This window comes from Micromonospora mangrovicola (assembly GCF_047200535.1).
GTDB lineage: Bacteria > Actinomycetota > Actinomycetes > Mycobacteriales > Micromonosporaceae > Micromonospora.
Genome location: NZ_JBJZOG010000010.1, coordinates 1 through 13,175, shown reverse-complemented (window position 1 = coordinate 13,175; position 13,175 = coordinate 1). Strand labels below are relative to the sequence as shown.

The window sequence follows — 13,175 nt, the reverse complement described above, 5'->3', positions numbered from 1 at the left end:
TCGTCCGGCTCCGGCGCACGATGCAGCCGATCGCGCTCAACCGAAACGGGTCGCCAGCCGGCGGTACGCCGCCGGCAGCAGGCCGCGTACCGCCACCGGCAGGCGCAGCCATCCCGGGACGTACACCTCGGCCCGGTTCCGGCTGATCGCGATGGTCACCGCGGCGGCCACCCGGTCCGCCGGCACGGGCCGGGGACGGCTGCGGCGGTAAGGCCGACCCCGGCGGATGAAGAAGGGGGTGTCCACCACTCCCGGCACGATCACGCTGACCCGCACCGCCCGGCCGGCCAGCTCCAGGCGGAGGCTCTCCGCGAAGGTGTCCAGTCCCGCTTTGCTGGCTGCGTAGACGGCTTCCTCGGCCACGCCGAGCCGGCCGGCGATCGAGCCGACGAAGACCAGGTGACCGCCGTCGCGGCTCATGCCCGGCAGCAGCGCCCGGGTCAGTTCGATCGGCGCACGCAGGTTCACCGTGAGCAACTCCCCGGCGGTCGCCTCGGCCATTCCGGCGAGTTGGCCGGCCCAGCCGGCGCCGGCGTTGTTGACCAGCACGTCCACCCGTCCGTGCCGGGCGACGGCCCGTTCGGCCAGGTTCCGGCCCGCGCCCGGGCGGGCCAGGTCCGCCAGCAGCGTGGTGGCGCCGGTCTCGGCGGCGAGGCGGGCGAGCCGCTCGGGGTGCCGTCCGGCCGCGAGGACGTGGCTGCCGGCGCCGGCCAGCCGCCGCACCAGCGCGGCGCCGATGCCCGACGAGGCGCCCGTGACCAGCACCACCGCGCCGGTCAACCGCACGGCGACACCCCGGGCGGTACCGCCGCGGCAGCCCGCAGCCCGGCCTCGTCCAGGAGCCTGGTGCCGGCGGTGCACTCGTCGGCAACCGCTTCGTCGAGGTCGAGCGGTGCGCCGTCGACCTCGGCCAGCAGGTCGGCCAGGGCGGCGGGCAGGGCAGCGGCCAGGCGGTCCCCGAAGGCGGCCAGTGATCCGTCCAGCAGCACCCCGACCTCGAAGGTCGCTCCGCAGCGCAGCACGCCGACGCCGACCGGCACGCCGTCCGCGAGGGCGACCACCGGTGTGGCCGTCCGGATCGGGGCGCCAGCCAGCAGCTGTGGCCGGAACGGCGCCGGCACGTAGGAGACGATGACGTTGAGGTGCCGCCGGGTGTAGACCCGCCGGGCGAAAGCGGCGTGCAGCGGCGCGGGAAGGACGCCCGCCGCTCGCATGACCAGGCCGGCCGCCTCGGCCTGGCCGCTGCGCAGCGCGGTACGGAGCAACTCCCGGACCGTGCCGACCCGGGTCCGCGGCGGGACCGGCCCGAGCGGGAGGTCGAGGGTGACCGCGCCGGTCCAGTTGCCCTGGGTGGGTGCTCGCCGCCGTGGATCGCGGGTGACGGCGAACATGGCCCGCATCCGTGGTGGTACCGGTGCCGGGTGGGCCTCGCCCAGCGCCCCGGCGGTCAAGGCCAGCACGAGTTCGCTGGCGTGCGCCTGGCAGGCGCGCGCCGCGCGGAGCACCTCGGCGGCGGGCAGGGTCACGCTGCGCAGGCGGCGGCCCGGTGAGCGGGGGAGAGCGTTGAGCGCGCTGCGCGGCGCCGGACCCCGTAGCGCCAGCCGGGCCAGGCCCGCCGCGGTGAGCGCGGCCCGGCGCGCCGCCTCCCGGCCACCCGCCCCCGACCACCGCCGTACCGAGCCGGCCGTTCGCGGCCCGGCCGTTCCCGAGCCGGCCGGTCGGGCGTCGGCCGCGTCGAGCAGCCGTTGCAGGACGCCGACCGCGGACAGGCCGTCAGCGAGGCAGTGATGCAGCTTGACCGCTACCCGCGCGCGTCCGTCGGGCAGGCCGCCGACCAGCAGGATCCGCCAGAGCGGTCGGTCGAGGGCCAAGGGCTGCGACCAGAACCGGTCGACCGCGTCCGTACCGTCGTCGCCGGGCTCCACCTGGATCTCGTCGAGGTGGGCGGCGGGATCGACGTACCGGTCCACCACCCAACCCGGCCGGCGCCACGGACCCCGGCTGACCAGCCGTCGACGCAGGGTGGTGATCGCCGGTAGCCGCCGGGCCAGCAGCGCGGCAAGGTCCCCGCCGGTCAACGGCCGGCCGTCGGGGCGCGGTCCGAGCTCCAGCACCACACCGATCTGCTGCGCCACCGTCGGCGACTGCACGTACCGGAAGAAGGCGTCCTGCGGGCGCAACGGCCAGCTGGCCGGGCGGCGGGCGGAGGCGTGCCGGTCGGGAGCCGGCCGCGTGCCGGCGACCGCCGGCAGCCCGAGGTCCGGCAGGCTCGGATGGTCCGGTGCGTTGAGCGGGCGGGGCGGCCGCCGGCCGGCCAGCCGGGACCGGACGCAGGCGACCAGCGCGGCCGGGGTCCGGGCCGTCTCGGCCAGCCCGGCGTAGGCCATCAGCGCCGCGTTGGCCGTACCGTGCGCGGCGATCGGCCGGTACATGACGATCGGCGTACCGGTGGCCCACGCCTCCAGGGCAGTGGCGCCGCCCGCGTTGGTGACCAGGAGGTGGGCGGCGCGCAACAGGGTGGGCATGTCGTCGACCCAGCGGCGGACCAGCAGCCGTCCGGGCGGTGCCGGCAGGCGGGACAGCCGGGCCGCGAGCGGTTCGTTGCGGCCGCAGACCGCGACGACCTGCACTGCGTCCCCGATGTCGACCAGCGCGCGGATCGCCTCCTCGACCGCCCCGAAGCCGTAGGAGCCGCAGGCGACCACCACCCGCTCGCGGCCGGGGTCGAGGCCGCACCGCCGGGCCGCGTCGGCCCCGTCACCGGGACGGAACCGTTCGAGCACCGGTGCAGCGCAGGCCGCCAGCGGCGCACCCGGCGCGGCGACCGCCGCCACCGGCAACGCGGCCGGGTGAACCACCAGGTTCAGGTCCAGCTGCGGGTAGACCCAGGACGGGTGCGGGGCGAAATCGGAGACCCACGCCCCGATCGGCACACCGAGGCCACGGTGCCGGCGTAGCCAGGCCAGCCCGGCGCTCCCGAGCGGGTACGTGGAGAGGATCAGGTCCGGGTCGAAGCGCTCGACGACCGGGGCGAGTCGGCGACCGGCCCAGACTCCGGTGAACCATTTCGAGGATTCGGCGAACCAGCGGTGCCGCCACAGGGAGGACCAGAAGAACTCGTACAACCAGGGCGTCGACCCGACATTGGTGACGTAGATGCGACGGAACCCCCGGCCGACCCCCGGCCCCATGACGTCGAGGGTGTCCACCCATCCCACCGGGCTGCCCGGCCACAGCGTGCGGGTGCGTTCCTCGAGCGCCCGACCGGTGGCGTCGTGCCCGCCACCGATGTCGGCCGAGATGATCAGCACGCGGCGGGCGACCGGTTCGGGTTCCGTCGGGTTGGCCGGCTGGCCGGGCCGGTCGGGCGCGGTCACCGGTCGCCCGCCGAATTCGGGCGCCAGCCGGTGCGAGGCTCGCGTCCTGGCGGGTAAGCGCGGACGTTCAGGCCGGCCCCGACCGGGTGACCCGGCAACGACCACCACGGGACCCGTTCATGGCCTTCGGCTTCGTGCTGGCGATCACCGCCGCGCTGTGCAGCGCCACCGCTGCGATCCTGCAGTCCATCGGCGCGCGCCGGGTGGCGGCCACCGCGCACCTCGATCCGCGACTGCTGTGGCGGCTGCTCAGGTCCGGGCCGTACGCGGCGGGGCTGGCCCTGGACGGAGCGTCCTCCGGGCTCACCTACACCGCGTTGCGTACCGTGCCGCTCTTCGTGGTACAGGCGGTCGGCGCGGCGAACCTCAGCCTGGTGGCCCTGGTCGCCATGCTCGTGCTGCATGTCCGGCTGGCCGTCCGGGACTGGGTGGCGATCGGCGGGGTGGTGACCGGGCTGCTGCTGTTGCTGACCTCGGCCGGGACCGGTCCACCCGCCGAGGCGACCGCCTGGGCCGGTTGGTGCCTGCTCGCGGCGGTGCTGGCGCTGCTGGTCGGGGCGTACCTGGGTAGCTCGCGGATGCGCGGCCCGGCGTTGCCCGGGCTGCTGGCCGGGTTGTCCTTCGGCTCGGCGGCCGTCGGCGCCCGACTGCTCGGCCGGGCTGACAGCCCGAGCACGATCCTGTCCAGCCCGGCCAGCTACGCCGTGGTGCTCGCCGGGCTGAGCGGCCTGCTGCTCTATGCGACCGGGTTGCAGCGTGGCTCGGTCACGGTCGTCTCGGCATCGGCCATCGTCGGGCAGACCCTGCTGCCCTCGGTGGTCGGCTGGCTGGTGCTCGGTGACCATGTGCGGCCGGATGCCCAACCGGTCGCGGTGCTGGGCTTCGTGCTCGCGGTCAGCGGCGCGATCGCACTCGCGCGGCACGCCCAGCCGCACAGCGATCCAACCGGCGCCGCGGGGGACCATCGGCGGGGGTACCGGACAGCCGGTCGCAGTCGCTGACATTCGTGTGCCCCCTGAGCGGTGCGCGGCGCAGGGACGCCCGCCATCGATCTCGTCACGTGAATGGCAGCCTATCGAACCTGTTGTCCCTTATTGTCAGGAACTGGATTACTTGTGCCCTTGTTTGCGGTGCGTCCCTCGCGCGTGGGATTGACGACCGGTGGCCGCCGGGTTCCCGGCGACGAGGACAGGTGGGGGAGGGGCGATGACCGCGGGAGCGTCGTCGCGGTCGCAGACCGGCGGCCCGACGCGACCGTTGGGGAGACCGGCCCTGGTCGTGACGCCGGCCGGCTGGTTGTTCGACGGGTTGCTGGTCGCCGGGCTGGCCGGCCTCACCGCCGCGCTGGTGTGGTGGCCGCCGCTGCTGCGGCTGGACGTCACCGTGCGGGACTGGTGCGATCGGCACCGGCCCGCGCCGGTGTCCGCGCTGATGGTGGTCCTCGACCACCTCGGTCAGGGCGGCCCGCTGACCACCGTGACCGTGCTGGTGTCCTGCTGGCTCGCCTGGCGGTACCGGACGGTGCGGCCGGTCATCCCCGCCGGCCTGGCCCCGATCGTGAGCACCCTGTTGATCGTCGGCCTGAAGCGGTGGACCTCGCGGGGTGCCCCGCACCACGGCTCGATCGAGTTGTTCAGCGACGGCTGGGAGGAGTACTACCCCTCCGGGCACGTGAGCAACGCCATCGTCTACTACGGCGTGCTGGCGATGCTGCTCGCGCCCTACCTGCCCGCCGCCGCCCGTCGCCTGCTGCAGTGGGCACCCGGCGTGCTGACCTTCATCGGCACCACCTACATCGGCTACCACTGGCTCACCGACAGCGTCGGCGGATATCTGCTGGGCCTGCTGATCGTGCGGCTGCTGTTGCGCGTGCCGTGGCGGAGCGTCCCGTTGCCGCGCCGGCTCGACCGGCCGACCGGCGGCGGTCATCACGTTCACGACCGGCCGTCGTGGAAGGAGAGCCGGTGCTGATCGCGCAGATATTCGCTGGGACGCTGCTCGCCCTCGGCGCCGCTGCCGCCTTCGGAGCCTCCTCCGTGCTGCAGTTCCGGGCCTCCAGGGGGACCCCCGAGGAGCCGGCCGGGCGGCCCACCTTGTTGCTCCGGCTGGTCCGGCAGCGTGGCTGGCGCTGGTCGGTGGTGCTCGCCGCCGCGGCGTTCGCCCTGCAGATCGCCGCGCTCAGCCTGATCCCGCTGGTGCTGGTCCAGCCACTGCTGGTCACCGGCCTCCTCTGGTATGTGTTGCTGTACGCGCTCGTCCAGCGGGTCCGCCCCGACATCCCGATCGTGCTGGAGTCGGTGCTCTGCCTGCTCGGCCTCTCCGCCTTCCTGCTGATCGCGCAGCCGTCCGCCGGGCACGGCAGGTACCTCGAATCGGCCTGGGCGGCCGTGCTGCTGGGCGTCGCGGTGGCCGGCTCCCTGATGTTGTGCCTGACGACGGCCGTCGGGCTGAGCCGGCCGTGGCGTCCGCTGCCCCTGGCGCTGGCCGCCGGCATCTGCTACGGGGTGACCGCCGGACTCGTCAGCAGCATCGCCTTTCACTTCCACGGCAACCCGCTCGCGGTGCTGGGGCAGTGGCAGACGTACGCGATCGTCGTGCTCGGCCCGTTCGGGGTGCTGTTGAGCCAGAACGCCTACCAGGCCGGCCCGATGGGGGCACCGGCCCTGGCCACGATCACCGTCACCGATCCGCTGGTGGCGATCGGCATCGGTCTGCTCTGGCTCGGCGAGAAGACCCGGACCGGGCCGTGGGCGATCTTCGGCGAGGTGCTCGCGCTGGTAGTCCTGGCCGGGGCGGTCTTCCTGCTCGCCCGGCGGGCGCCCCACGTCGACAGTGAGTAGGCACGGTGGCCGCGAGGTCCTCGAGGGCGCCGCGACACCTGCCCGGCGAGACGTTGAGCCCGGTGTGGCCATGATCCACGACCGGTGCGCGCAACAGTATGAGCACACCACGCACCGCTGTTCACCCCGGACGCGTGCCTTTCGGACGCCGCCACTGCCTCCACCCGTCCTGCATCGGGCGATGAGCGACCGGCGGCTGCGCCGCGAGTTCAGCCTTCCGTCGTCGCGGCGCGGGCGGACAACGGCAGCCCGTCGCGTGGGGGAGGGGCGTAGGGGCGGCAGGACGCGCGAACGACCAGCTCGGTGGGCAGCCGGATGTGGGTGTCGCGGTCGACGCCGGCGATCAGGTCGATGAGCAGGCGCAACGCCTCGGCGCCCATCCGCTGCAGCGGTTGCATGATCGTCGTCAGCGGCGGGTTGACCAGCGCGGACTCCGGGATGTTGTCGAAGCCGATCACCGACAGGTCGTCGGGCACCGTGAGGCCCATGCTCCGGGCCACGTCCATCGTCGAGATCGCGGAGAGGTCGTTGCCCGCGAAGATCGCGGTCGGCCGGTCGGGAAGGGCGAGCAGCTCCGCGGCCGTACCGGCGGCGCTCTCGATCCGGAATCCGCCGACGCGTACGAGCGTCTCGTCCACCGGCACGTCGGCGTCGGCCATGGCCTTGCGGAAGCCCGCCTCGCGCAGGCGTGCCGACTCGAGATCGGCACGTCCACTGATGTGCGCGATGCGACGGTGGCCGAGCGACAGCAGGTAGTTGGTCGCGAGCACGGCGCCGGCGAAGTTGTCGGAGTCGACGGTGGGCAGGCCGGACGGGCCGGTGTGGGGGTCGACGGCCACGACATGGAAGTCCTGCTTGGTTTCGATCACGGTCGGCGTGACGATCACGGCCCCGTCGATGAGGGTGCCGGACAGCCGTGCCAGCGACCGTCGTTCCCAGCCCACGGCCGCCCCGTCGCCGTCGCCGCCGGAGTAGGCCAGCAGCTGATAGCCGGTGCCGGCGACCTCCCTGGACGCCCCCTTGAGCAGCTCGGTCGAGAATGGCTCGAACTCGGCGACCAGTATTCCCAGCACGTTCGTGCGGTGACTGCGCAGGCTCTGGGCACCCAGGCTGGCCTCGTACCCGAGCTGATGGATGACCTGCTGGACGCGCTCCACGGTTGCCTGTGCCACGCCGTACCGGCCGTTGACAACCTTCGATACGGTTGCCACTGAGACGCCGGCCGTACGGGCCACGTCCGACATCTTGACACGCTGCGGGAACGCCACGCCGATGATGATAGTGGGCCCGCCGGGCGCCGTCATGGGCTTCTCGAAACCGTTATCGACAACGATTGACACTAGGTTACGGGGCTGTAAAACTCGCCGTCAGGCCGAGCACCGCGACTGACTAGTCGAGGAGACATCGATGGCACTAAAGCGCCGTAGAGGTGCTGCACTTGCGTTGCTGATGACCAGCACGCTCCTTGCCGCCGGGTGCAACGGTGGCGACAGCGAAGCGCCGACCGAGGATCAGCTGTACAAGAACCCGGTGACCCTGACCTGGTGGCACAACGCCTCGCAGGACGGGCCGGGCAAGACCTACTGGGAGAAGGTCGCCAAGGACTTCTCCGCGCTGCACCCGACCGTCAAGATCGAGATCGAGGCGATCGAGACCAATCAGCTCCAGCGCACCCGGCTCCCTGCCGCGCTCCTGACCAACGACCCCCCGGACATCTTCCAGTCCTGGGGTGGCGGCGAGATCCGCGAGCAGGTGGAGGCCGACTACCTCAAGGACATCACCGGTCAGGTCAAGGATGAGGTCGCCAACATTGGCAGCGCGGCCGAGATCTGGCAGGTGGACGGCAAGCAGTACGGCCTGCCGTACCGGATGGGCATTGAGGGCATCTGGTACAACAAGGACATGTTCGCCAGGGCGGGCATCTCCTCTCCGCCCACCACGTTCGATGAGCTCAACGACGCGGTCGCCAAGCTCAAGGCGATCAACGTCATCCCGATCGCCGTCGGCGCCGGTGACAAGTGGCCCGCCGCGCACTGGTGGTACAACTTCGCGCTGCGCGCCTGCTCGATCGACACGCTGAAGAAGGCATCCGTCGACCACGTCTTCGACGACCCGTGCTTCGTGAAGGCCGGCCAGGACCTGAAGACCTTCATCGGTACCAAGCCGTTCCAGCCCAACTTCATCGCCACGCCGGGCCAGAACGACCCGACCAGCGCCAACGGCCTGCTCGCCAACGGCAAGGCCGCGATGGAGCTGATGGGTGACTGGAACAAGGGCACCCTGGACACCGTCGCCAAGGACAAGGAAGCGCTCAGCAAGTTCCTCGGCTGGTTCCCCGTGCCGGCGATCTCCGGCGCCGCTGGTGACCCGAAGGCGGCACTCGGCGGCGGCGACGGCTTCGCCTGTGCCAAGAAGGCCCCGGCCGAGTGCGTCGAGTTCCTCAAGTACATCGTCAGCCCCGAGGTGCAGAAGGGCTACGCCGAGACCGGCACCGGCCTGCCCGTCGCCAAGGGCGCCGAGAGCGGCGTGCAGGACCCCGCCCTGAAGTCCATCCTGCAGGCGACCTCCGACGCCACCTACGTCCAGCTCTGGTTGGACACGGCCTTCGGCAGCACCATCGGCAACGCGATGAACGACGCGATCGTCGCCATCTTCGCCGGTAACGGCAGCCCTGAGCAGGTCGTCACAGCCATGAAGCAGGCCGCGAGCAAGTGACCTCCACCAACCGAACCCGGAACCCCGCCGGCGGCGCCTCCGCCCCGCCGGCGGGCCTCCGCCCCGCCGGACCATCGTCCTCCCACGCGGCGGAGACCCGACGCAAGTGGTACGAGATCATCGGGCTCACCACTCCGGCGATCGTTGTCTACGTGGTGTTCGTGCTCGCGCCGATGGGCTTCGCCGTCTACTACAGCCTCTTCCGCTGGCGCGGGGTCGGACCACCCACCGACTACGTCGGACTCAACAACTACCGGCTGGCCTTCCAGGACCCCATCTTCATCGACGCGCTGCGCAACAACGCCATCATCGTGGTCGGATCGCTGCTGATCCAGGGACCCATCGCCCTGGGCATCGCCCTGCTGCTCAACCGCCGCTTCCGCGGGCGCACCGTGTTCCGCCTGCTGGTGTTCGTGCCCTACGTGCTCGCCGAGGTCACCGCCGGCATCATGTGGAAGCTGATCCTGACCGGCGGCGGCACGATCGACGTGCTGCTGAAGTCAGTGGGACTGGGCGGCCTGGTGCACGCGTGGCTCGCCGACCTTCACGTGGTCATCTGGACGATGCTGTTCGTCCTCACCTGGAAGTACGTCGGCTTCGCCATCATCCTCCTGCTTGCCGGACTGTCGAACGTGCCGCCCGAGCTCACCGAGGCCGCCGCCATCGACGGCGCGAGCTGGTGGCAGACCCAGCGCCACGTCACGCTCCCCCTGCTGGGTCCGACGATCCGGATCTGGATGTTCCTGTCGATGATCGGTTCGCTGCAGGTCTTCGACATGATCTGGGTGACCTCGGCACCCGCGGTGCGCTCCCTCGGCGCGTCGGCCACCATGGCGACGTACATGGTGGACAACGGCTTCTTCGCCCGGCTCTGGGGCTACGGCAACGCGGTGGCCGTGATCCTGTTCGCCATCTCGTTCGTCGCGGCGCTGCTGTTCCAGCGCTTTCTCCTTCGGCGTGACATCCAGGGCGCCACCACCGAAAGGGTGAACTGATCGTGGCCGCGAACGCCGTCTTGTCCCCGTCCGCCCAGCGCCGCTCCTTCTCCTGGGCCACTCCGCTCACCTACGCGCTGGCGCTCGCCGTCGCGGGCGTGTCGATCGCCCCGGTGATCTACGTGATCGTCGGCGGTTTCCGCACCACCCCGCAGATCGTCGCGGACCCGGCCGGGCTGCCCGATCCGTGGGTCTGGGACAACTACGTCAGGGTGCTGACCCAGAGCGACTTCTGGCGGCAGGCGTTCAACAGCGCGGTGATCGCCCTGGGTACGACGCTCGGCGTCGTCGCGCTCGGCGTGGGCGCGGCGTACGTGCTCGCCCGGTACACGTTCCGCGGGCGCGAGGCGCTCTACACCTTCTTCACCCTCGGCCTGCTCTTCCCGGCCGGGGCGGCGATCCTGCCGCTCTACCTCATGCTGCGGGACCTGAATCTGGTCAACTCCTACTACGCGGTGATCCTCCCGCAGGTCGCCTTCTCGTTGCCGCTGACGATCGTGATTCTGCGTCCCTTCCTGGCCGCCATCCCCCGCGAGCTGGAAGACGCCGCCGCGATCGACGGTGCGGGCCGCATCGGCTTCCTCTGGCGCATCATGCTGCCGCTGTCGCGGCCCGCGCTCGTCACCGTCGGGGTCCTCGCGTTCGTGACGAGCTGGAACGCGTTCCTCCTGCCGCTGCTCGTCCTCGGCGATGTCAACCTGCACACCCTGCCGCTGGGCGTGCAGAACTTCTCCAGCCAGTACACCTCGGACACGGCGGGCATCCTCGCCTTCACGTCGATGGCGATGCTGCCGGCACTGCTCTTCTTCACGTTCGCCGAGAAGCAGATCGTCGGGGGCCTCCAGGGTGCGGTCAAGGGTTGAGCGGCAGCAGTACGAGCACAACGAACAGGAAGGCACAGCATGACTGAGGTCCGCGCGGTGGCGGGCGGGCCGGCGACGATGCCGGCTCAGGCAGATCCGGGCCACGACCGGCCGGACGGACCGGACGGCGAGGCTCGGGTACGTGAGCTGCTCGGCCGGATGACGACCGAGGAGAAGATCGCCCAGCTCGTCGGCTTCTGGGAGAAGGAGGACGGCGAGGCCGTCGCGCCGCTGCAGGGCGAGTTCAGCGACACCGCCAGGCTCGAGGACTTCTCCCGGCACGGGCTCGGCCACCTCACCCGGGCCTACGGCACCCGTCCCGTCGACGCCACCGCGCGTGCCGCATGGCTGCGGAAGTTCCAGTCGGACCTGGTGACCGGAACCCGGCTCGGCATCCCGGCGATCGTCCACGAGGAGTGCCTCACCGGACTCTCGGCATGGAGAGCGGCCACCTTCCCCACACCGCTGGCGTGGGGCGCCGCGTTCGATCCCGAGCTCGTCACCGAGATGGCCGCGGCGATCGGGGCGTCGATGCGCGACCTGGGCGTCCACCAGGGTCTCGCCCCGGTTCTCGACGTGATCCGCGACCCCCGTTGGGGTCGGGTCGAGGAGTGCATCTCCGAGGATCCGTACCTGGTCGGCACCGTCGGCACGTCGTACGTGCGCGGCCTGCAGTCCCAGGGGGTGCACGCCACCTTGAAGCACTTCGCGGGCTACTCCGCCTCGCGTGCCGGGCGCAACTTCGGCCCGGTTCACGCGGGTCCACGGGAGCTCACCGACGTGCTGCTCCTGCCGTTCGAGATGGCTATCCTCGACGGCAACGCGCGCTCCGTCATGCATTCCTACGCCGAGATCGACGGCGTGCCCGTCGCGGCCGACCCGACCATGCTGACCGGCGTGCTGCGGGACAGGTGGGGCTTCGACGGCACGGTGGTGGCGGACTACTACGGGGTGGCGTTCCTGAACCTGCTGCACCACGTGGCGGGTGACCACGCCGAGGCGGCCGTGCAGGCGCTGACCGCCGGCGTCGACATCGAGCTCCCGACCGGCGATGCCTACCTCACCCTGCGGGAGACGGTGAACGCCGGCAAGCTCGACGAGGCGCTCATCGACCGGGCGGTGCTGCGGGTCCTGCGCCAGAAGCTGGAACTCGGGCTGCTCGACGCCACCTTCACCGACCACCCGACCCAGGCGGTCGACCTCGACTCGCCTGAGCATCGGGCGATCGCCCGCCGCCTCGCGGAGGAGTCGATCGTCCTGGTCTCCAACCGGGACGCTCTTCCGCTGCCGGCGGGGCGACGCGTGGCGATCATCGGCCCGAACGCCGACCGGCAGGGTGCGCTCTTCGGCTGCTACTCCTTCCTCAACCACGTGCTCGTCCAGCATCCCGACGTGGAGACCGGAATCGACGTGCCGACGGTCCTCGACGCGATGCGCGTCGAGTTCGGCGACGGTCTCGTCACCTGGGCGCGGGGCTGCGACGTGGACAGCGACGACCGCTCCGGTCTCGCCGAGGCCGTCGCCACGGCGTCCGCCGCGGAGGTCGCCGTGCTGGTCGTCGGCGACCACGCCGGCCTCTTCGGGCGCGGGACGGTCGGCGAGGGCTGCGACCGGGACGACCTGGAGCTGCCCGGGGTCCAGCGCGAACTCGTCGAGGCGGTACTGGCGACGGGCACGCCGGTTGTCCTCGTGCTGGTCACGGGCCGACCGTACGCGGTCGACTGGGCACTGGCGCGGTGCGCGGCCGTGGTGCAGGCGTTCTTCCCGGGTGAGGAGGGCTCCGGGGCGATCGCGGGCGTGCTCTCCGGGCGGGTCAACCCGTCGGGCAAGCTGCCGGTCAGCCTGCCCGGCTCGGCGGGGGCGCAGCCGTACTCGTACCTGCATCCCACGCTCGGCCAGGGAAACGAGGTGACCAACCTGTCGGCGAGCCCCGTGGCGCCGTTCGGTCACGGCCTGTCCTACACGACCTTCGAGCACGCCGACCTGACCGTGCCCGCCACGGTCCCGACCGACGGGGCGGTGCAGGTCACCGTCCGTGTGACGAACACCGGTGCGGTTGCCGGCGACGACGTGGTCCAGCTCTACGGCCGCGACCTGGTGGCCTCGGTGACCCGGCCGGTGGCGCAGCTGCTCGGATATCGGCGGGTACACCTGGAGCCGGGCCAGTCGGTCACGGTCGAGCTGACGGTGCCGACGACTCGCCTGGCCTTCTCCGACCGCACGCTGACCCGGGTGGTGGAGCCCGGTGACGTCGAGCTCTGGGTCGGTACGAGCGAGCGGCGGGACACGCAGGCGCTGACCACGTTGGTCGGTGAGACCGCAGCCGTCACCAACGCCTCCGCAAGGTGGACGACGTCCGAGATCAGATGAGGTGCGTCCGCCGGC

General features: G+C 71.8%; 10 protein-coding genes. 7 read left to right on the top strand and 3 right to left on the bottom strand.

Features of this window, described 5'->3' with window-relative positions:
• Positions 1-36: 36 nt before the first annotated feature.
• Complete coding sequence (locus ACL02O_RS06485; protein WP_412817041.1) at positions 37-786, bottom strand: SDR family NAD(P)-dependent oxidoreductase; 750 nt, start codon at positions 784-786, stop codon at positions 37-39.
• Positions 777-3,377, bottom strand: coding sequence for a wax ester/triacylglycerol synthase domain-containing protein (locus tag ACL02O_RS06480; RefSeq protein WP_412817040.1), 2,601 nt, complete (start codon positions 3,375-3,377; stop codon positions 777-779). Before ACL02O_RS06480 ends, ACL02O_RS06485 begins: the two co-directional genes overlap by 10 nt.
• 119 nt (positions 3,378-3,496) lie before the next feature.
• Here ACL02O_RS06480 and ACL02O_RS06475 point away from each other — a divergent pair, with 119 nt between their 5' ends.
• The 3 genes from ACL02O_RS06475 to ACL02O_RS06465 all read left to right on the top strand — a co-directional run bounded on the left by ACL02O_RS06475 (position 3,497) and on the right by ACL02O_RS06465 (position 6,217).
• Entirely contained in the window at positions 3,497-4,378 is an 882-nt protein-coding gene (locus ACL02O_RS06475) for a hypothetical protein (RefSeq protein WP_412817039.1), read from the top strand.
• Positions 4,379-4,583: 205 nt separating this feature from the next.
• Positions 4,584-5,348, top strand: a complete 765-nt coding sequence (locus ACL02O_RS06470; protein ID WP_412817038.1) for a phosphatase PAP2 family protein — start codon at positions 4,584-4,586, stop codon at positions 5,346-5,348.
• Positions 5,342-6,217: a DMT family transporter gene (locus ACL02O_RS06465; RefSeq protein WP_412817037.1), complete on the top strand. Its 876-nt coding sequence runs from the start codon at positions 5,342-5,344 to the stop codon at positions 6,215-6,217. Before ACL02O_RS06470 ends, ACL02O_RS06465 begins: the two co-directional genes overlap by 7 nt.
• A 209-nt stretch (positions 6,218-6,426) precedes the next feature.
• On the opposite strand, the gene ACL02O_RS06460 is transcribed toward ACL02O_RS06465, so the two are convergent.
• Complete coding sequence (locus ACL02O_RS06460; protein WP_412817036.1) at positions 6,427-7,485, bottom strand: LacI family DNA-binding transcriptional regulator; 1,059 nt, start codon at positions 7,483-7,485, stop codon at positions 6,427-6,429.
• Between the two features lie 181 nt (positions 7,486-7,666).
• Between ACL02O_RS06460 and ACL02O_RS06455 the strand changes: the two genes are divergently transcribed.
• From ACL02O_RS06455 to ACL02O_RS06440, 4 genes are read left to right on the top strand one after another with little or no spacing between them, the layout of a single operon-like run.
• Positions 7,667-8,932, top strand: a complete 1,266-nt coding sequence (locus tag ACL02O_RS06455) for an ABC transporter substrate-binding protein (RefSeq protein ID WP_412817035.1) — start codon at positions 7,667-7,669, stop codon at positions 8,930-8,932.
• The gene (locus ACL02O_RS06450) at positions 8,929-9,927 is read left to right on the top strand and encodes a carbohydrate ABC transporter permease (RefSeq protein WP_412817034.1); all 999 of its coding nucleotides are present in this window, start codon (positions 8,929-8,931) and stop codon (positions 9,925-9,927) included. Before ACL02O_RS06455 ends, ACL02O_RS06450 begins: the two co-directional genes overlap by 4 nt.
• Positions 9,924-10,790, top strand: a complete 867-nt coding sequence (locus tag ACL02O_RS06445; RefSeq protein WP_412817135.1) for a carbohydrate ABC transporter permease — start codon at positions 9,924-9,926, stop codon at positions 10,788-10,790. The genes ACL02O_RS06450 and ACL02O_RS06445 overlap by 4 nt, the downstream gene beginning before the upstream one ends.
• A 39-nt stretch (positions 10,791-10,829) precedes the next feature.
• Complete coding sequence (locus tag ACL02O_RS06440; protein WP_412817033.1) at positions 10,830-13,160, top strand: beta-xylosidase/alpha-l-arabinosidase; 2,331 nt, start codon at positions 10,830-10,832, stop codon at positions 13,158-13,160.
• The last annotated feature ends 15 nt before the right edge of the window (positions 13,161-13,175 follow it).

What these genes read in the sequence shown, in the direction of transcription:
- ACL02O_RS06475 (WP_412817039.1), top strand. Translation starts at nt 3,497, where the DNA reads ATGGCCTTCGGCTTCGTGCTGGCGATCACCGCCGCGCTGTGCAGCGCC.
- ACL02O_RS06470 (WP_412817038.1), top strand. Translation starts at nt 4,584, where the DNA reads ATGACCGCGGGAGCGTCGTCGCGGTCGCAGACCGGCGGCCCGACGCGA.
- ACL02O_RS06455 (WP_412817035.1), top strand. Translation starts at nt 7,667, where the DNA reads ATGACCAGCACGCTCCTTGCCGCCGGGTGCAACGGTGGCGACAGCGAA.
- ACL02O_RS06440 (WP_412817033.1), top strand. Translation starts at nt 10,830, where the DNA reads ATGACTGAGGTCCGCGCGGTGGCGGGCGGGCCGGCGACGATGCCGGCT.